Below are 20002 nucleotides of genomic sequence, written 5' to 3'. Positions count from 1 at the left end.
CGAACGATTTTAATGTATAGACATAATTGCGGAGGACGTTCGATGGACAGGGGCGCAGACAATTTCTTTCACTTCGCCGCGGCATTGCTGCCCGATGGCTGGGCGGAGAATGTCCGGCTTGCCGTTGCGGACGGCGTGGTGGTCGCGATCGAACGCGCCGTCCGGCCGCAGGCGACCGACGCGCGGCTTGGCGCTGCCCTGCCCGGCCTGCCCAACCTTCATAGCCACGCCTTCCAGCGCGGCATGGCGGGCCTCGCGGAACGGCGCTGCGCCAGCGAGGACAGTTTCTGGACATGGCGCGAGACGATGTATCGCTTCGTAGATCGCCTGACGCCCGATCTGCTGGAAGCGATCGCGGCACTGGCCTATGTCGAGATGCTGGAAAGCGGCTTCACCCGCGTTGGCGAGTTTCACTATCTTCATCACGACAGGGATGGCCGGCCGTTCGCCGATCCGGCCGCGATGAGCATGGCAATAGCCGCCGCCGCGCAGGACAGTGGCATCGCCCTCACCCATCTGCCGGTCTTCTACGCCCATGCCGGTTTCGGCGGTGTTCCGCCAGAGGAGGGCCAGCGGCGCTTCCTCCATGGCATCGACGGCTTTGCCGCGCTGCTCGACAGGCTGCGCGCCCTTCTCTCTCCCCTCCCCGATGCGGTGCTGGGCATTGCGCCGCACAGCCTGCGCGCCGTGACCCCCGAGCAGTTGGCCCGTCTCGTCCCGCTGGCCGCCGGCCCGATCCATATGCACGTCGCCGAGCAGGTGAAGGAGGTGGAGGACTGTGTCGCGTGGAGCGGCGCGCGTCCGGTGGAATGGCTGCTCGCCAACATGCCGGTCGACAGCCACTGGTGCTTCGTCCATGCGACGCACATGAAACAGACCGAAGTGCAGGCGATGGCGGCCAGCGGCGCGGCGGCCGGCCTTTGTCCGATCACCGAAGCCAATCTGGGCGACGGCCTGTTCCCTGCCGCGCCGTTCCTGGCCGCGGGCGGCGGCTATGGGATCGGCACGGATTCCAACATTCTGGTGGACGCGATGGAGGAATTGCGCCTGCTGGAATATGGACAGCGCCTCGCCATGCGTCGGCGCAACATCTTCGCGTCGCCATCAGGATCGACCGGCGCTGCGCTTTATCGCGGGGCATTGCGCGGCGGCGCGCAGGCACTGGGGGCATCGGCCGACCTGCAGATCGGCGCGACGGCCGATTTCCTGACGCTGGATGGGGACCATCCCTCCTTGACCGGACGCAAGGGCGACGCTCTGCTCGACGGGCTGGTCTTTGCGGCGGGGCGGTCGGCGATCGACGGGGTGTGGCGGCGCGGCAGGCGCCTGGTGGAAAAGGGCCGCCATGTCCGTCGCGACGCGATCGTCGCCCGATATCGCCGCGCGCTGGCCGACATTCTCGCATGAAGCCCGCCTCGCTCCATGACCGCATCCGGCAGGACATCGAAAGTCGGATCATGTCAGGCGCGTGGGAGGCGGGGCATCGCATTCCGCCCGAACATGCGCTGATGGCCGACTATGACTGTTCGCGCATGACCGTGAACAAGGCGATTTCGGCTCTGGTCGAGCGGGGGCTGATCGAACGGCGCAAGCGCGCCGGAAGTTTCGTCGCCGCCCCGACCGTTCACCGCGCCGCGATCGACATTCCCGACATCGCCGCAGAGATCGAAGGGCAAGGGCGCAGCCACGGGCTGGTCATGCTCGATCAGGCCGACCGGGAGGCGGAAGCGGCCGATCGCGCACTGCTGGCGATGGCGGGCGGTCGGGTGCTGGCGCTGACCTGCCTGCATCGCGCCGATGGCGCGCCCTTCGCGCTGGAGGAGCGGCTCATCAATCTTGCGATGGTGCCCGCCGCGCGCACCATCGACTTCACCCGCGAAAGTCCCGGCCGATGGCTGCTGGGCCATGTGCCATGGACCGACGCCCGCCACCGCATCACGGCGATCGCCGCAACGCCGGTCATCGCCGGCAATCTCGACCTAGAGGCGGGCGCGCCCTGCCTGTCGATCGAGCGATGGACCTGGCGCACGGCGGAACGGATCACCTATGTCCGGCAAATCTATCCCGGTTCCCATGCGTTGACGGCACGTTTCATCGCCTGAGCAGACCCGTGCCGCCATGACCGGCTTCCGCCGGGTGCATCAGCACCCGGCGGATATGTGTCAGAACTTGACCGATGCGTTCACGAAGAAGGCGCGGCCATAGACGTCATAGGTCGACGGATAGGTGTTGGACTGTTCCTGATTGTCGCCCATGATCGGCGGCTTCTTGTTGAAGACATTGTTCATGCCGATCGACCAGCCGAAATGCTCGGTCGGCTGCACCTGCAGGGCGAGGTCGAACAGGTTATAGGCCTTGATCTTCTCCACGCTGTAGGTGGTGGTGTCGTCGTCGTCCCTGACGCTCGACAGATAGCGATGCGTCAGACCAAGCGTAATCGGCCCGCTGTTCCAGGTAATGCGGTTGTTGAGCCGCAGCTTGGAATAGGGATTGCCGCAATAGACGCCGAACTTGCCCGCGCAGCTCTGGTTGAGATCAGGGATCGCCGCCACCGGGTTCAGGTCGTAGCGGATCAGGCGGGTGCCCGCGACGCGGAAGCTGAGCTTTCCGGTCTTGGCACCGAAGACGCCGAAGTTCAGTGGCACGCTGTAGTTCATCTCGAAATCGACGCCCCTGGTCTTGAGACCACCGGTGTTCGACAGGAGATTTTCCGCGCCCTCGATCGCATAGCTGTTCGCATTGCGCGGCAGGGCCGAACAATAGCTGCTGTCATAGGGCGTCCAGCCGTTGGCTGCCGTACCGTAGCAGGCCGCGATGATGTTCGCGGTGCCCGGCGTCGAGATATAATTGTCGATCTTGATGTTGTAATAGTCGATCGTCGCGGTGAAGCGCGGCAGGAAGGTTGGCTGGAGGACCACGCCGGCGGTCCAGGTGTCCGACGTCTCCTCCCGCAGGTTCGGATTGCCGCCCGTGATGGATTCGATCTGCGAACTGCCGCCGTTGATCGCGGTGCCCAGAGCGCTGGTCGGAACGCCGGTGGCAAGGCAGCTGGCGTTGAGGTTGGCGTTGGTGACCGCCGCCGCCAGTTCGCACGGATCGCTCGCCGTCGGGAAGTCCTGGGCCTGACCCGAATAGAGATCATAGACGGTGGGCGCCCTCACCGCGCGGCTATATTGGCCGCGGAAGGTGACATCCTTGACCGGCGCGTAGATCAGGCCGGCGGAATAGGTGCTGACATTCTTCGCTGCCGTCGAATAATGCGAATAGCGATAGGCACCGTTCGCTTCGAGCTTGTGGACGAAGGGCAGGTCGGCCAGCAGCGGCACGTCGATTTCGGCGAACAGTTCCTTGACATTATAGCCGCCCGACAGGCCTTCGCCCGCGTTGAAGCCGACCACGTCACCCGAGGAAAGCGCATAATCGGGATCATAGCTGCCATGTTCGGAGCGATATTCCGCGCCGAAGGCGATACCAGCCGGCCCGGCGCCCAGATCGAACAGATTGCCGTTCGTGATTGCGAGGCTCGCCACCTGTTCGGTGATGGTACTGACATTCTGCACGGGAATGGAAATGAAGGCGGCAGCTTCGTCGCTGATGTTGCCGGCACCGAAAATGTTGAGGGGAACGCAACCATTGCTGGTGTCGGTGCAGACCAGATTGCCGTCGGCGTCATAGGTCGTCATCAGCGCCTGTCGGACTCTGCTGTCGGAGACATTGCCGGTCTGCTTTTCGACCTGTTTGGTGCGCGCATAGCTGTAATAGCCGTCATAATTCCAGTCGCCGCCAATCAGCCCCTTGGCGCCGATCAGGGCGCGATAGGCGGTGTTATCAACGCTGGAGATGCGCGGACCGACCTCGCTCATGCGGCGATAGATGGCGGCGGTGGTGTAACCGTCACCGTCCGTATCGGCTGCGGCCAGCAATGCCTGCGAGCCAGCCGACAGGAAGGAGGAATCGACGTCCAGCGAGACTGAGCCGGTATAGGGCGTGGGGGCGAGGCGGTTCTGCACCCGGTTGTTGATGAATTGCCCCTCGGCATAGACGGTCAGATGATCGTCGACCTCATAGTGGGTCTGTGCGCTCAGCAGGATGCGCTTCTGCGGGACCTGGAGATAATTGTCGGGGGCATAGTTATAGGCGTCGCTCGCCGCGCTATACGCCGAATAGCTGCCGTCCTGATTGAACTTGTACTGGCTGCCGGCCAGCGCAAGGCGCGTGCCGGGGATGGAGCCCGAGCCGCCAGCCGCGAGGCCGCCCTCGCCGTCATCGGTATAGGCCTGGCGGGTGTAGCTGCGCGAATTCTGCAACACGCCATCGCGCTTGGTATAGTCGATGTAGAAGGTCGCATTGCCGCGCCCGTCCGCGAAATTGCCACCCATCAGCAGATTGGTGTTGAAGGTGCCGCCGTCGCCTTCCTGATTGATGCGGTAATTGGCGTTCGCCTCCACGCCAGAGAAATTCTGCTTCATCACGAAGTTGATGACGCCCGCGATCGCGTCGGACCCATAGACGGCGGAACGGCCGCCCGACACCACCTCGACATGGTCGATCAGCCCGGCGGGCACCGTATTCAGGTCGACGATCTGGCTGGAATCATAGGACACATAACGACGGCCGTTGACCAGCACCAGCGTGCGGTTCGCGCCAAGGCCGCGCAGGTCTGCGGTCGAAACGCCGCCGCCCGGATTGTTCGACGCAGCCGTGGTGCTGGGGATCAGTTGCGGCAGATCGTTGATGATCGCCTCGACATTCACCTTTCCGCTGAGCTTGAGTTCCTGGGCGCTGACGATCGCGATCGGCGATGCCTGTTGCAGGTCCGGCCGGGCGATGCGCGATCCGGTGACGACGATCGTGTCCTCGCCTGCGCCTTCATCCGCGGAGCCCTGGGCAAAGGCCGGCGTCGCCAGCCCGAGCAGGATCGTCGACGCCAGAAGGCGCCGGCTGAATTGAGCCGATATCATGAAATGCTCCCTTCGATTTCGCAATGTGCGACCCGTGCAGTTCTTGGATCGGCTGCATCGAGTTGGTGCGACGATGTGCCGAGGGAGCAGGCGGATCGTCAATGTTGCACATCTGTTAAACGACGGCTTTTTCGCCGCCTGTGACTTATAAAATACACCTATTTCAGAATGTTACATCAGTTGTCGTCACATTTCGTCACATCGGAAATGTTACGTCGCATTGCAGGTGACGACGGCGTGCCAGCTTCGCGCCACACCCCGCCACCCGACTGAGACTCGGCCTCGTGCGCGCCGGTCGGCCTATCGCGGTCCGCGCGCCACACGCGCGGCATAGACCTGGTTGCTGCCGTCCATGTTGGACCGGAAAATCATCCACTGGCCATCCGGCGTGAAGGTGATGTTCGGTTCCAGTCGATAATCGTGCCGGCGCATGTCGACGATCTTCTCGGCTTCCAGCGTGCCCGGCGCGATGAGGTCGGCGGCATTGTCGGCATGGATGCCCGCCACGTCGGGAATGGCCCTGGGTGTGAAGAGGTAAAGATATTTCCCGTCCGGCGCATGGGCGACCATCTCGCTGTCGCCGCCGTCGCCGGAAAACTGTTTCAGGTCCGGCGCCTGATTATAGTGGACCGACCACATGTTGCGATCGACATGATACCAGCGGCGCTTGCCGGTCGCCAGTTCATAGCCCGCGAGCCATAGGACCTCGCCGCGCGGCGTCTGGAGGTCGTACCAGATCCACTTGCCATCGGGCGAGAAGAACTCGTGCCCGGCAATCTCCATGTTCATCGTCCGCTTGTGGACCAATTGTCGACCGCTGCCGTCTGTGCGGACGGTCCAGATGCGGTCGACCTTGTGCCACGGCCCCTCATGACAATACATGATGAGGCCGGGGTCGGTCGGCGAGAACTGGACATGGTTGAGCCAGTCGGTCGACGCGACGACGACTTTCCGTTCGCCGGTGCGAATGTCGATGGTGAAGATCTCCATGGGGATCTTCGCCTCCAGCCGCTCGTTGAGGCGCACCTCCTTGGCTTCGGCGAAGCTCAGCGGCTTGCCGTCGGGACCGTTGGCCGCATAACTGGCCTGGCCGAACTGCTGCTTGATCTCCGGCGCCTTGCCCCTCGCTGTGCCATCGGGCTGGAGCGGCCTGTCGCTCGCCGCCCATTGGCCGAGCAGCAGCGTCTCGTCGACATTGATCGATCCGATCGATCCGTTCGCAACGGTCGCGATCCTGCGGACCTTACCGGTGTCGACGTCAGCAGCGAAAATGGTCGTGGCGCCCGCCCCATCGTCGCGGCGCCGACTGGCGTAATAGACGCTGCGCGTCCTGCGGCCAGTGAAGAGCAGTTGCAGGTCCGCGCCCTTTACCAGCGGCTTGATGCTCCAGTCCGCGAGCGTCACGACGCTGATCCCTTGCGGCGTCGATATGACCATCTTGTCGTCCTGCGGCGTATAGCTGTTCTGATGGAAATAGAGGCTGGCCGCACCGCCCGGCTGGTCTGTAATCTGGACGATCTCATGACCCGTCAGCGCGTCGGTCCATTGCTTCACCGGCTTGGCCATCGCAATGCCGGTCCATGCCAGCGCCACCAGCGCCACAGCCGAAATGCCGATCTTCATCCTCTTATCCTCTCGTCAGTCCTGCGTCGGCAGCGCATCGGGGATGAGCGCCAGGTTCTGGATCGCCGCCAGCCCCCACTGGGCAGCCGCATTGGTGGACACGTCCGGCCATTCGACCGTCGGTGCAATGACCCGCGCGCCCGTCAGCGTCACGCGGGGGTCGCCGCGAGACAGGCCAAGGCCAGCCTCGCCCGACAGGAACTCCACCCATGCCCGTCGCGCCATGGCGGAATCGCCCGTTTCCCGTGCGAGATAGGCAGTCAGGCGCGAATGGCCTTCCCTGAGGTTGCGCCCCTTATAGGGTTCGTGGAACGCCACTTCCCATTCCGCCCTGGGCGCGTTGAACCAGCGGCAGTAATCCAGCCAGGCCTTGCGATAATGCGGCACGTCAATCAGCTGTAGCAGTTCCGCATTGACCTCCAGCGCGCCAAACACGGCATTGAGGTGGGACAGGCTGATCTTGCCCCCATCCCCCAGGAACCGTCCGGTCGCCAGGTCATAGGGGGCGGCTCCCGCCAGCCAGCCGCGCTTCAGCCGGCCGATACTGTCCATGCCCGCCATCAGCCGGTCCCGCCATTTCCGCTCCCCGGTCCGCTCCCATTCGGTGAGCCAGGCCGATGCGACCGAACACCACATCGTGCCGAAGCTGAGATCGATCACACCTTCGGGCAGCGGGGTTCGCTCGGCGCCGGGCACCTTGCGGCCGATCTCGACATGACGGAGCGCCTGATCGGAATCGAGCAGGTCGCGCATCAGGTCGCCCACTCGCTCGTCGGCGGTCAGATAATAGAAGATACGGCGATAGACGACATTGCTGACACGCGGCTGCTTGCTGCTGTCGCTCCAGTGCTGGACACCATGGCGTGTGCCCAGCCCCTTGAATCGGCCGAGATGGTATACATCGACCTCGCCCGTATGACGGGTCATCGCCTCGGCAAACCGAAACAGCTTCGGATCGCCCGATCGCAGCACGCTTAGCCAGAGCCAGAGGTCGGGCGACAGCTCACTATTGTCCCACGCGAAACCGCCAATGTCATAGCGCCACTGGTGCCGGTCTTCGTCATAGCTGTGCATGACATCGCCATGGTTCCAGAATCCGTACCAGCGGCGGCGGTCGACCTCGCCTTCATAGAAGTCGGCGAGGTTGCTGATCTGGTCTTCGATCCGCGCCTTCATCGGCGACGAGCGGTCGGGCAGGCTCCAGGGTCCGAAAACACCCGCCATGTGGATGCGTTCGGGCGCCACCATCAATTGCGGCGGCACTGCATTGGCCTGCGCCATGGCGGAAAGCCGCTCTGAATCGGGCGTGGCGGCGCAGGCCCAGAGCGTCAGTTCGCTCGTGCGCGCGACGCCGGTCGCACTGTCCCAGCCCGGTTCATAATCCTCATAGGTGATGGCCAGCCCTTCATTCTGGCCATCATAGCCTTCCATCCCCATCACGCCGCGATAGGGCCGCATGTCCATGGGCCGGGCATCGGGCGACCAGAGCCAGAGGTTGAGCGCTGCCTCGTCGCCCGCTGCGCCGCGAATGTCGATCTGGGCGGGATGACGCTGCCAGAAATAGCGCGCCGCCATCGCGACGCCCCCCTGCGGCGATCCGACATAGCCCAGCCCCAGCGACCGGGTGCCGGCGGTCGCGTCGACCCAGGCATGGCCCGGCGCCGTCCGTTTGGCGATGGCGAAGCCGTCGGCGGTCAACTGGCTGAGGGTGAAATCGCTCCAGGTCGGAATCCGGTCGAGCAAGGGGCGGACACCCGGCGCGATATTGTCCAGCGCCACCGCCTTGCCCGCAATCTGCGCCGCACGGGCTGCTGCGCCGGGATCGCGGCGCAGGCCGGTGAGCGGCCGCACCGCCTCGGAAAAGAGGCTGCCCTCGGCGGTGGCAAGGCGAACATGGCGATCGTGCGCGGCGCCAGCCATGGGCACCGCGGCGCTGAGGCCAATGCTGCTGACGAAATCCCTGGCCGGATCGCCGTCGAAGATGAGGCTGTGGACGACGCGCAGATGGTCGCCGCCCGCATAGGCGTAAAACCGCAGGGTGAAAGGCAACATCGTCCGCCCCTCGCCTTCATGCACGCCTTCGATCTTGATGACGGCGCGGACCGGTCCTTTCTGCTCGACCGTCAGCCGGTCGATCCGCCCGGTGAGACGGGTCCGCCGGCCTGCTTCGGGCGCATCATCGACGCTGGCGACCAGCGACAGAGCGCCCATCACCTGCCGTGCGCCCGACCAGGCGCCGGTGATGACGGTCCTGCCCGAGCGGGGTATGCGCCAGCGGGCCGCCCCGCTGACGATCTCGACCGCATCGCCGTTTTCGCGCACGAGGACCGGGGCATCGGGCGCTTGCGGCCTTCCCGGCACGACATTAAGAGCCGATGGCTGGTCGGTGCCGGCCGGAACCGCATGGGCCGACCATTTGAGTGAGCCGTCAGGCCAGGTCGCCAGGGTCCAATGCTGCGAGGGAAGCGATCTGCCATCCTCGGCGCGCAGGCTAAGCGGCGCATTGGCCCGGATCGCGCCACGCGGCCAGGGCACGCCATACGTCTGGCCCAGGCTCAGCACCGGCGCCGCGCCGTCGATCCAGCGCACCGGCGTTTGTGGCGCACGCGCCACGGGCCGGGTCGCGGCCAGCGTTTCGGGCGGAATCCAGGCCGCCGCGCCGCCAAGCAGACCGAGCCGCAGCAAGTCCCGCCGCCTGACCGTCAGATCTTCCTTCATGCCCCCTCCTTGCGGGGCCGGTCTACAGCCGGCTGATCGAGAAATTGCGAATCTGGATATGGCTCTGCGTCGTCCGCACGCCGAAATGGCCACGCCGGTAGGGCGCGCCATCGGTCATGCTGAACAGGGTCGCGCCGTCACGCACCACCGCGATGCGCTGGCCGTCGGCGATCAGGCGCAGGCGGAACCACCGGTTCGGCTCCAGCATATCGGCTCTGGCCAGCCGGTCATGTTCCGGCAGCAGCGGGCGCTCGCCCGCCTTGCCGACATAGCGGCGCATCCGCGTGGTCGTGTTGCGGTTGCCCCCGATGCCGACATAGTAAGTGCGAAGCGGGTCATAATCCTCGAACACGCCACTGCGCCGCGTTGCCAGCACCGATCCATCCGGTGCATTGGCGTCGGTCGCCATCCAGAAGGCGTTGACGTCGCTGACCGCATCATGCGGTCCGCCCGCGTCCACTGCCCTGACTTCATAGTCGATCGCGATCGGGCCATCCAGTGTGGGCAGGAACCACAAGGTCAGACCGGCCGGGGTATCGATGTCGAGCACGCCCTCCCGCGCCGCCACCTTTGCGTCCCCCGCCGCCTCGATCCGCCATTGCATCAGGCCATGGCGGAAGTCGTCACGGTAGAGGATGCGACCGGGCGCGCGCGCCGCCATTGGCAGGGCGGCCAGCGCGGCGAGCATCGCCCGGCGGTTCAACCCCCTCGGGCTCACAGCTTCAGGCGAACGCCGCCATAGACCCTGCGACCGAAGGTCTCGATGATGGTACGGCGATAGACGCTGTTCGCATTCTCCTTGCGCGTGGCATCGAGCAGGTTGACGCCTTCGAGGAAGAAGGAGACCCCGGGCATGACCGTGATGTTGAGCGAGGCGTCGAGCTGGCCATAGGCCTCGCCGAACTCGGGATTGTTGCCGCGCCCCTGTGCGACGATCAGATATTTGGACCGCCAGTTATAGGCGCCGCGCAGGCTGACGACATCATCCTCATAATAGGCCGACAGATTGTAGCTGTGGCGCGACAGGCCCTGGAACGGCAGCGATTCCCCGGTGAAATAATCCTTCCCTTCGTAGCCGCTGTCCTTCGAATAGGTATAGTTGGCGATCACACCCATATTCTTGATGACCGGCACGTCGACGAAATCGAAGGCCAGCTGCGCGCCTGCCTCCACGCCGTTGATCGTCACCTTCTGCGATCCGTTGGTGGGCACCAGGATATTGTAGGTGACGCCATTGGCGTCGGTGAAGGCTTCCGTCGTGTTCTGGATGAAGGAGGTGATGTCCTTGCGGAAATAGGTGACGGACGCGAAGCTCGTCTTGTTGATATAATATTCCAGGCCCGCATCATATTGGCGCGCGCGGAACGGCTGGAGCGCGGGGTTGCCGCGCGAGCCGGACAGGCCCACCACGTCGAGCGTGAAGCGGGGCGCGAGCTGTTGGGGCAGTGGGCGGGCCATCACTTCAGTGGCCGTCAGACGCGCCTGCAACCGGTTGGGGATCAGGTCCGCCTTCAGGTTGATCGACGGCAGGAACTCGGTGTTGCTGCTTTCATAGGCGACAGGCGTGATGATCGGGGGCCGGCCCGCGCCCTGCGACGCGCTCTGATAGCCCGACGTGTTGACCTTCGTGTTGACGACGCGTGCGCCGATCACACCGCTGACCGGGACGGCGCCCACGTCAAATTCGAAAGCAGCCTGCCCGAAGCCGGCAAGGTTGCGTTCGCCCACTTCCCAGGTGTCGGTAAAGACCTGGCACGTACCGCCGGCATTGGCCGGGCAGCCCCCTGCGGCAAACGGGTCCGGGATGCCGATCGCGTCCGCCACCGCCTGGTTCATGTTAAGCCAACCGGCATAGCCGTCCGAAAAGCCCAGGTCGCCGGTGTCGAAGAAGGGCGCGGTGCCCAGTCCCGCAAGACCGACGGCATTGTTGATCTGGGCCTGGACAGCCGGGTTGCCGACGCCGTTGAGGACCGTCGATCGATTGAAGAATTTGCTCTTCACGGTCAGGTCACGATATTGGCCGCCCACCTTGAGCGAGGTGATGACGCCGCCGTCGGGCTTATATTCCGCATCCAGCTTGGCCATTTTCTCGGACTGGTCATCATAGCGCGGGCGGCGCAGGACGGTCAGCTGGTTGATGCCGGCCGTGGTCGTCGGGTCGTTGGGCAGGATGATCTTCGGCGCATTCTGGCCATTGCCGTAATCGACCTCCAGCCACGGCATCCCGGTGACGGCGGCCGTCGCATTGATCTCGTTATTATAGGCCTTCGCCTTGGAATAGGAGATTTTCGGGGTCAGGGTCAGCTTGCCCGTCGTCCATTCCGCACCCAGCGCCACATTGTAGGTGGTCCGGCGGATGTCGCCCAGGATATTGCGATAGGAAACGCCCAGTTGGCTTCCCTGGGCCAGGGCCGGATTGTTGACCATCCGCAGATACTGGACAGTATTGTCCTTGCCGATCACCGTGTTGGCCGTATCGAGCAGGCCGCCGCTGGTGCCCGTCTGGAGATATTGCGACGTCACCGACTGGTTCGACCGGGTCCAGTTGCTTTCGAGATAAGCCTTGAAATCGTCGCTCGGCCGCCATTCCAGAATGCCGTTGAGCGCATAGCGGCGGGTTTCGAGGCGGTTGATGACATAACGCGGAATGTCCGGGAAGAAATCGCCCATGCCGTCATTGTTGAGGTCGAAGGCCTGCATCCCCGGCGTCACGCGATCCCGGTCGATCTGAACCCAGCCCGTGGTGCGCGCCTGATGGCTTTCGACATTGCGGTTCTCGAACGTGCCCGACACCAATATGCCGAGCGTACCGTCAGCGAAGGTGTCGCTGCCGATGATGGCCAGGCGCGGGTCCATATGGTCGCCGATGTCGGCATAGATGGCTTGGGCCGATCCGGCCAGATAGGGCTTGCCGCCATTGTCGAACGGCCGGCGAGTGATGATACGCACGGTGCCGCCGACGCCACCTTCGGTCATGTCGGCAGTGGCCGACTTGACAACTTCCAGCCGGTTGACGAACTCCGAAGGCAGATCGCGGAAATCGACGTCGCGGCCGCCGCCGACGGTGGTCGAGAGCGCGGTGGTGCCGTTGATCTCGACCCGGTTCAGCGACGGGTCGGCGCCGCGAATGGTGACGCCCGCGCCCTCGCCATCGGCACGATTGATCTGCACACCGGTCACGCGCTGGAGCGCCTCGCCGACATTCTTGTCCGGGAATTTGCCGATATCCTCGGCCGAAATCGCGTCCAGCACCTGAGGTGCGCTGCGCTTGGCATTGAGCGCGCCCTGAAGGCTGCTGCGAATCCCGGTGACGACGATATCGGTTTCGCTGACATCGCCCTGCTGCGACCCGCCCGCTTGCGGCGACGCGTCCTGGGCAGCCGCCGCCAGCGGTGTCACCGCGATCAGCGTCGCATAGGAAATCGAAGCCAGTTTCACAGATCGCAACCGCACCAGTCATCCTCCCTTTAGCCAATATTCCACATATTGGACTTTGATTGCGTTATTTGGAAAAAACTGCCCCACCTTGTCAAGCTACTGTTTTTGCGGGCAGGCAGAATGAGCCACGGGCGCGACGGATGGAGCCGGCCCATGAAGTAGCTGCAACTTGAACTTGGAGAGCTTGAATAGGCCCTGCCTACGGGCCGAAGCCGGACGCGCAAACGATCTACTTAGGCCGCGACAGGCCGTATTTTCCTTTATTGTCCAGCTAGTTTGCGCTCACATTGGCTCGGAAAATCGGCGCATCCACTCCGAAAATTCGGCCGGACCCACGCTGGTGACGCTTGGCCTGGTAAAGGGCCAGATCGGCCCGACGCATCAGTTCCACCGGTGTCAGAATCGCGCCGTCGGTGAGGACCGCGCCTACCGTCGCCGATACGCGGCGCACCTCCCCATCCTGTCGCACCATGACCTGCAAACGATCCAGAACCTTTTGCACATAGTTTTCCAGGTCGGCGCAGTCGCGCGGCCGCGTGACGAGCAAAGCGAACTCGTCACCTCCCAGCCGCGCCGGAAAGGCATTCGCCATGCAGCCAACGCGCATATGCGCGGCCATCTCCTTCAGCACCTCGTCGCCTGCGGCGTGGCCGAAACTGTCATTGACCGCCTTGAAACCGTCGAGATCGATCAGCAGCAGCGCAATCGGCTCGGCATTGCCTTCCGCCGCGGCCAGGGACTCGGCGAAGCGGTGCTCGAAGCTGGCGCGGTTGGGCAGGCCGCTCAGGCTGTCGGTGCTCGCGCTGTGCCGCAATTCCTCCTCGCGCAAATGGCGTTCGGTCACATCCTGGAACACGCCGACGATTGCGGCGGGCCGTTCATGGCGGAACTCGATTTCGCCTACGCTGCGTACCCGGCGATGACGGCCGTCGGCGGTCGTGATATCGGCCTCGAAGTCGAAAGGCTCGCCCAGTCGGGCCGCGCGGGCGAGCCGATCCTGTATGCGGACGGCTTCGGCAGGCGCAAAGAAATCAAGCGCCTCGTCCAGCGTCGGCATTGCGCCAACGGGAAGACCGTGGATCGCATAGACCTGTTCCGACCATTCCATTCGCCGCTCATCGAGAGACAGCCTCCACGAGCCGATTCCCGCGAGCTTTTCCGCCTGGCGCAGCAGTCGATGCTGGCCATCCAGGATATTCGCGCGCTCCTCCGCCAATTCCGCCAGGTCGCGGGCTTCCTCCGCCGACACATGCGCGCGCAGCAGACTGTTCGCGAGCGCTGCCAGATCGCGCAATATCGCCAGTTGATCCTCCGACAGGCGGCGCGGCCGGGTGTCGATCACGCACAGCGATCCGAGTCCGGGCAGATCATCGGCAAAGCCATCGCTGTGCGGACGCAGCGGCACGCCGGCATAGAAGCGGATGCGCGGGTCGCCACGTACCAGCGGATTGTCCCCGAACCGGACATCCCGCCGCGCATCCTCTACCAGCAGCAAATCGTCTTCATATATCGTATGTGCGCAGAAAGCCTGTTCGCGCGGGGTTTCCCGCACATGCCCCATGCCCTGGGCCGACTTGAACCATTGGCGTCGGCCGTCAACGAGCGACAGCAGCGCAATCGGGCAGTCCAGCAGCCGCTGTGCCAGCGCGGTCAGGGCGTCGAAATCGCGCTCCGCAGGCGTATCGAGAATGCGAAAGCTCGCCAGCTTGTCGAGGCGAGCCGCTTCGAGGCTCTGGTTCATGCGCCCTGTTTCCTTATCGAGATGAAGTTTGACCGATAAAGCTAAGAAATGCTTACCGGCTGAGTCGGGTCATCGCCCCGCCGCCTCGACTGGTCGTCGCGGCCTCAACGGCTCTGCTTGTTACTGTCAACGGATTTTCCAATTTCCGCTTCGGGGCGGCGAACGCCTATAAGTAACATGAGAGCCGAAGGGTAGCGGTTCGATCTAGAGAGGAGTCTATTCCCATGGACGCGAAGACGAGTGGAAGCCCCCTGAGCGACCCGGCCAAGGAACCGGCCGCGCTACGAAGCCTGCTGGGGCGGACCAACCGGGATTGGTGGCCCAATCAGCTGTCGCTGGACATCCTTCACCAGCATGGCCGCACCGGCGATCCAATGGGCGACGATTTCGATTATGCTGCGGAATTCAAGAGCCTCGATCTCGCCGCCGTGAAGCGCGACCTGACCGCGCTGATGACGGACAGCCAGCCTTGGTGGCCGGCCGACTATGGTCATTATGGTCCTTTCTTCATCCGCATGGCCTGGCACAGCGCCGGCACCTATCGCACCGGAGACGGGCGCGGCGGCGCGTCGTCGGGTACGCAGCGCTTCGCGCCGCTCAACAGCTGGCCGGACAACGCCAATCTGGACAAAGCGCGGCGCCTGCTTTGGCCGGTCAAGCAGAAATATGGCCGCAAGCTCAGCTGGGCGGACCTGATGATCCTGGCCGGCAATGTCGCGATTGAATCGATGGGCGGTCCGGTGTTCGGCTTCGGCGGCGGGCGTGCGGACGTGTTCGAGCCGGAAAAGGACATCTACTGGGGCACGGAAGAGTTCTGGGTCGGGCAGGAAGGCAATGAGACGCGCATCCAGCCTGAAAAGGAGATGGTGCTGGAAAGCCCGCTCGCCGCGATTCAGATGGGTCTGATCTACGTCAATCCGGAAGGACCGGGCGGCAAGCCCGATCCGCTCCAGTCGGCGCGTGACATTCGCGAAACGTTCAGCCGGATGGCGATGAATGACGAGGAAACGCTGGCGCTGACGGCTGGCGGCCATACGTTCGGCAAATGCCATGGCGCCGGCGACGCATCCAAGGTGGGCGTCGAACCCGAAGGCGCGGACATCGCGCAGCAGGGGCTTGGCTGGCAGAGCGGGCATGAAAGTGGCATGGGCGACCATACCATCACCAGCGGGCTGGAAGGGCCATGGACGCCCACCCCGATTCAATGGTCGATGAACTATTTCCGGATGCTGCTCGACCATGACTATGAACTGGTCAAGAGCCCGGCCGGCGCCTGGCAATGGCAGCCCAAAAACCAGAAGCCGGAGGATATGGCGCCCGGCGCGCACAGCCCGGAAAAACGCGTGCCGACGATGATGACCACGGCCGACATGGCGTTCAAGGAAGACCCGACCTATCGTGAAATCGCGGAACGCTTCTATCGCAACCCGGACCAGTTCGCCGACGCCTTCGCCCGCGCCTGGTTCAAGCTCACCCATCGCGACATGGGCCCGAAGGTCCGCTATCTCGGCCCCGATGTGCCTGCCGAGGATCTGATCTGGCAGGATCCGATTCCGACCGGATCGACCTTGAGCGATGCGGATGTAAAGGCGCTGAAGGATCGGATCGCGACAAGCGGCCTCAGCGTCAGCCAGCTGGTCAAGACCGCCTGGGCATCCGCCGCCACCTATCGCGATTCCGACAAGCGCGGCGGCGCCAACGGCGCCCGCGTCCGGCTGGCGCCGCAGAAGGACTGGGACGTCAACGAACCTGCCGAATTGGAACGGGTGCTGTCGGTCTATGAAGGGATTAAGGCCGATTTCGGCGGCCGGGTGAGCATCGCCGACCTGATCGTGCTGGGCGGCAATGTCGGGGTCGAGAAGGCCGCGAAGGCGGCTGGCCGTGACATCAGCGTCCCCTTTGCCTCCGGTCGCGGCGATGCCACGGACGAGCAGACTGACGCCGACAGCTTCGCCCCGCTGGAACCCAGGGCGGATGGCTTCCGCAACTATCTCCAGGTCCGTTTCAACGTACCGACCGAGGAACTGCTGATCGACCGCGCTCAGCTGCTCGGCCTCAGTGCGCCGGAAATGACGGTTCTGGTGGGCGGCCTGCGCGTACTTGGCGCCAATCATGGTGGCTCGCCGCATGGCGTGTTCACCGACCGGCCGGGGCAGCTGACCAACGACTTCTTCGTCAACCTGCTCGACATGGGCACGGCGTGGAAGGAAGTCAGCGCGCGGGGCGATGAGGTCTTCGTGGGTACCGACCGCGCGACCGACGAGGAGAAATGGACGGCCACGCGTACCGACCTGGCCTTCGGCTCCAACTCGCAGCTGCGCGCCCTGTCGGAGGTCTATGCTGCGGCGGATGCAGGCGACAAGTTCGTCGCCGATTTCGTCAAGGCCTGGACGAAGGTCATGAACGCGGACCGGTTCGACCTGTAACGTAGCTGATCGCCGCCGGGATGACCGTCCCGGCGGCGATCGGTTCTATTTGCCGGCGTCGCCGATCAGTTGCTCGACATCGTGGCTGACGCCGTTCGCCACTACTTTGCGCACCTTGAACGTGTTGGCGATGTTCTCGCGCGGATCGCCGTCGAGCAGGACGATATCGGCCAGCTTGCCCGCTTCCAACGTCCCGGCATCCAGGTTCAGCGCCTTGGCCGAATTGACGGTCGCGGTCTGGAGCGCCTGAAACGGCGTCAGCCCCGCATCCACGTATGAAGCGATCTCCGCATGGAGATTGGTCGCGATCATCGTGTCGGTGCCCGCAACGACCTGGGTGCCTGCGTCATACATTTTCTTGAGACTCACCAGACCACCGGCGAGCAGCGGCCGGGTGAAGATCGCCATCGGGTCATTGGTCCCGGTCACCGTCTCGCGCGCCCAACTCGGGTAGAGGTTGACGCGCGGGTCGGTGCGATAGTCGGGGTTCTTCTCCAGATAGCCGGTCAAGGCGCCGAAGTTTGTCGGGGTCAATGTGCGTCCGCTGCGGCCGAACAGCTGGATCACGTCCTCATAAGCCATGCCGCCCGGCCCCTGCTTGGGCGAATAGCCGCGCCGGCTGGTCGCGCCCAGATGTTCGGTTCCGTCGACTCCGGTATAGGCGGCCGGGAAGATTTCATGGCCCGACACGGGTATGCCCATGGCATGCGCCGCCTCCACGATGCGGCGCTGGTACAGGTCGGGCATCCGGACATAGCTTTTGACGATGTCATATTTGAGCGTCCGGGCGCGGGCCAGCTCGCGTTCCAGATGCGCCGGGCTGGAGACGGCGACGCCCATCTTGTAATAGACGCGCTGCCATTCGAGCAGCGGCCCCCCGACATAGAGGCGCGGCGACAGGCGCACGCCAGCCTCGGCAGCCTCGCGATCCTCGACCGCATCGTAAACCTGCGTGCCGGGATCGCGCACCGTGGTGATACCGTAGGCGAGCCAGGCCTTTTCCAGGTTCGACCCGAAGTCCTTCTGGACGTGGGAATGAAACTCGATCAGGCCCGGTATTGCTGTAAGACCGGTGCCGTCCACGAACTGGCCGGTCGAATGCAGGCCCGGATCATGGTCGCGGATCGCGGCGATGCGATTGCCCTCGATAATGATATCCTTGTCATCCTGGGTGGCATCGGTGACCGAATCGATTAGATGGCTGACATGGATGACGGTGCGACCGTTCGGCTTGGCAAGGCGATAGCTGAGGTCGAGCGGTACGTCGGCGATTACCCCGGTAGCGACGTCGATCCTCTTCAGCATGTCGTTCGCCTGATAGAGGATGGTGCCTGAGTCCGCCGTCCAGGTCGGGTAGAAGGCCGTGTCGGCGGTATAGCTGCGGACCGGCCCCAGTGGCTTGCCATCCTTGTCCACCGGCCAGATCTTGAGCAGCCCCTCATAGATGCCGGCCATTTTCGTGCCATCCGGGGACCAGGCGGGGCCGCTGCCGCTGCGCGTGTCGAGCGACATATCGGGTTCGGGTATCTGCCAGAAGGCTTTGCCCTTGCCGTCCGCAGGGATCACATAGACCTGATTGGTGCCCTCGCGGAAACTGTTGGAATATTTGTAGGACAGGCTGATGGCGACATATTTGCCATCCGCCGACCAGCTTGGGCTGCCCGGCTGGCCGAGCGAGCTTTGGAGCCGCGTGACCTTGCCGGTGGCGACGTCGACGACGCACACGCCTGCCACGCCCCAGCGACCGTCCACGTCGATGAAGGCGACGCGGGTGCCGTCGGGCGACCAGGCCGCGCCCAGCGGCTGCGTGTCCATATGGGTGAGTTGCCGGTCCTTGCCGGTCCCCAGATCCCTGATCCACAACTGCGGCAGGCCGCCCACCCGGTCGGAGCTGAAGACAATGCTCTGCCCGTCCGGCGACCAGGCCGGATCGGCGTCCAGCGCGGCATCCTTCGTCAGGTTTTCCGGCACCCCGCCGTTTGACGAGACGACAAAAAGATCGCCCAGCGCGACGAACGCGATGCGACCGCCGTCAGGCGAGATATGCGGATGGACGATGCCCAGCGCCTTGCGCGGCGCGGTGGAGTCCCAGTCGCGCTTTGCGCGGGTGTAGCTTGGGCGGACGACTTCCAGCGTGGCGGCAAAATCGACCGTGGCGAGGGCAGTTCCGCTGCGCCGCCGGATCTTGCCGTCCGAGACATAATAATAGTCGCCCCGCTTCCCCCAGGATATGCGGAAGGGAAAGACATTCTCCTTCCCACTGACCCGCGTACCGTCGATTTCCAGGTGGCTGCCGGCATCGTCCGCGACGACATAGGCGAGTTGGCCGCCGGGACCGAAGGATGGCGCGTCGGCCCTGCCCTGCACTTCCTTCAGCAGGCTTTCCTGGCCGGTCGCGAGGTTGGTGACGTAGATCGCGCTCTTCGTCATGCCCTCCGCGCCCGAATAGGCGATGCGGCCACCATCGGGCGACCAGCTTGGCAGGCGATCCTCGCGCGGGTTGCTGCTGACCTGCTTCATCGCGCCGGTGGCGATGTCCAGCGTCCAGATGTCATAATTGCCGCTGCGGTCGGAGGAGAAGGCGATGGTCTTGCCGTCGGGGGAAAAGACCGGATCGCGATCATCATAGACGCCGTCGGTCAGCTTCCGCCTGTCGCTGCCATCGGGCCTGATGGTCCAGAGGTCATAGTTGCCGTCGCGATAGGCGAAATAGACGAGGCGTGCACCGTCCGGGGACCAGACCGGCTGGCGCGCGTCGTTGAAATAGTCGGTGATCCGCTTCGCTCTGCCGCCCTTTGCGGAAATGATCCACAGGCTGCCCTGAAGGTCGACCGCCAGCCATTTGCCGTCCGGCGAAACCGACACGGCCATGGAGGTGCCTTCATGCACGTCGAAAGCCACGGGCGCTTCACCTCCGGGAGGCGGCAGGTTGGCGGGCTCGGCAAGAGCCGCTCCCGCACCCCCGAGCATCAACGCGAACGCAAGGGTCTTGAGCGAAGACGTCATGTCGAATGATCCTCTTTCGGCGCCGGCTGCTGGTGCAAGGCAACACAGGCTGGGACGAAAGAGGCGGCAAAATCCGCACCTTGACCGAT

10 protein-coding genes are annotated in these 20002 nt (G+C 64.2%); 3 read left to right on the top strand and 7 right to left on the bottom strand.

Translation table 11 applies throughout. The features are described 5' to 3' along the window. Positions 1–42 precede the first annotated feature (42 nt). Both A7Q26_RS08640 and hutC read left to right on the top strand, forming a co-directional pair. Positions 43–1407 carry a formimidoylglutamate deiminase gene (locus tag A7Q26_RS08640; protein ID WP_066858971.1) on the top strand — a complete coding sequence of 455 codons (1365 nt, stop codon included), beginning with the start codon at positions 43–45 and terminating at the stop codon, positions 1405–1407. After that, the gene (gene hutC / locus A7Q26_RS08635) at positions 1404–2102 is read left to right on the top strand and encodes a histidine utilization repressor (protein WP_066858970.1); all 699 of its coding nucleotides are present in this window, start codon (positions 1404–1406) and stop codon (positions 2100–2102) included. Before A7Q26_RS08640 ends, hutC begins: the two co-directional genes overlap by 4 nt. A gap of 60 nt (positions 2103–2162) precedes the next feature. Here the strand turns inward: hutC and A7Q26_RS08630 are convergent, their stop codons facing one another. The 6 genes from A7Q26_RS08630 to A7Q26_RS08605 all read right to left on the bottom strand — a co-directional run bounded on the left by A7Q26_RS08630 (position 2163) and on the right by A7Q26_RS08605 (position 14481). Continuing rightward, positions 2163–4961, bottom strand: coding sequence for a TonB-dependent receptor (locus A7Q26_RS08630; protein WP_066858969.1), 2799 nt, complete (start codon positions 4959–4961; stop codon positions 2163–2165). A gap of 300 nt (positions 4962–5261) precedes the next feature. Beyond that, positions 5262–6584, bottom strand: coding sequence for an oligogalacturonate lyase family protein (locus tag A7Q26_RS08625; RefSeq protein WP_066858968.1), 1323 nt, complete (start codon positions 6582–6584; stop codon positions 5262–5264). A 15-nt stretch (positions 6585–6599) separates the two neighbouring features. Then, the gene (locus tag A7Q26_RS08620) at positions 6600–9302 is read right to left on the bottom strand and encodes an exo-rhamnogalacturonan lyase family protein (RefSeq protein ID WP_066858967.1); all 2703 of its coding nucleotides are present in this window, start codon (positions 9300–9302) and stop codon (positions 6600–6602) included. Positions 9303–9324: 22 nt separating this feature from the next. Beyond that, positions 9325–9990: a DUF6250 domain-containing protein gene (locus tag A7Q26_RS08615; RefSeq protein WP_066858966.1), complete on the bottom strand. Its 666-nt coding sequence runs from the start codon at positions 9988–9990 to the stop codon at positions 9325–9327. Positions 9991–10016: 26 nt separating this feature from the next. Further along, positions 10017–12755 carry a TonB-dependent receptor gene (locus A7Q26_RS08610; protein WP_066858965.1) on the bottom strand — a complete coding sequence of 913 codons (2739 nt, stop codon included), beginning with the start codon at positions 12753–12755 and terminating at the stop codon, positions 10017–10019. A gap of 256 nt (positions 12756–13011) precedes the next feature. Then, positions 13012–14481: a diguanylate cyclase domain-containing protein gene (locus A7Q26_RS08605; RefSeq protein WP_066858964.1), complete on the bottom strand. Its 1470-nt coding sequence runs from the start codon at positions 14479–14481 to the stop codon at positions 13012–13014. A 224-nt stretch (positions 14482–14705) separates the two neighbouring features. Here A7Q26_RS08605 and katG point away from each other — a divergent pair, with 224 nt between their 5' ends. Continuing rightward, positions 14706–16907 (top strand): catalase/peroxidase HPI, encoded by a 2202-nt coding sequence (gene katG, locus A7Q26_RS08600; protein WP_066858963.1) that lies wholly within the window; start codon positions 14706–14708, stop codon positions 16905–16907. A gap of 45 nt (positions 16908–16952) precedes the next feature. On the opposite strand, the gene A7Q26_RS26140 is transcribed toward katG, so the two are convergent. Then, positions 16953–19913: an amidohydrolase family protein gene (locus A7Q26_RS26140; RefSeq protein ID WP_066858962.1), complete on the bottom strand. Its 2961-nt coding sequence runs from the start codon at positions 19911–19913 to the stop codon at positions 16953–16955. Positions 19914–20002 lie beyond the last annotated feature (89 nt).

Source organism: Sphingobium sp. TCM1 (assembly GCF_001650725.1).
Lineage (GTDB): Bacteria > Pseudomonadota > Alphaproteobacteria > Sphingomonadales > Sphingomonadaceae > Sphingobium.
This window is presented reverse-complemented; position numbering and strand designations above follow the sequence as displayed.

Coding starts and splice junctions, on each gene's coding strand:
- A7Q26_RS08620 (WP_066858967.1), bottom strand. CDS start 9,302: ATGAAGGAAGATCTGACGGTCAGGCGGCGGGACTTGCTGCGGCTCGGT.
- A7Q26_RS26140 (WP_066858962.1), bottom strand. CDS start 19,913: ATGACGTCTTCGCTCAAGACCCTTGCGTTCGCGTTGATGCTCGGGGGT.
- hutC (WP_066858970.1), top strand. CDS start 1,404: ATGAAGCCCGCCTCGCTCCATGACCGCATCCGGCAGGACATCGAAAGT.
- A7Q26_RS08630 (WP_066858969.1), bottom strand. CDS start 4,961: ATGATATCGGCTCAATTCAGCCGGCGCCTTCTGGCGTCGACGATCCTG.
- A7Q26_RS08640 (WP_066858971.1), top strand. CDS start 43: ATGGACAGGGGCGCAGACAATTTCTTTCACTTCGCCGCGGCATTGCTG.
- A7Q26_RS08605 (WP_066858964.1), bottom strand. CDS start 14,481: ATGAACCAGAGCCTCGAAGCGGCTCGCCTCGACAAGCTGGCGAGCTTT.
- A7Q26_RS08625 (WP_066858968.1), bottom strand. CDS start 6,584: ATGAAGATCGGCATTTCGGCTGTGGCGCTGGTGGCGCTGGCATGGACC.
- A7Q26_RS08615 (WP_066858966.1), bottom strand. CDS start 9,990: ATGCTCGCCGCGCTGGCCGCCCTGCCAATGGCGGCGCGCGCGCCCGGT.
- katG (WP_066858963.1), top strand. CDS start 14,706: ATGGACGCGAAGACGAGTGGAAGCCCCCTGAGCGACCCGGCCAAGGAA.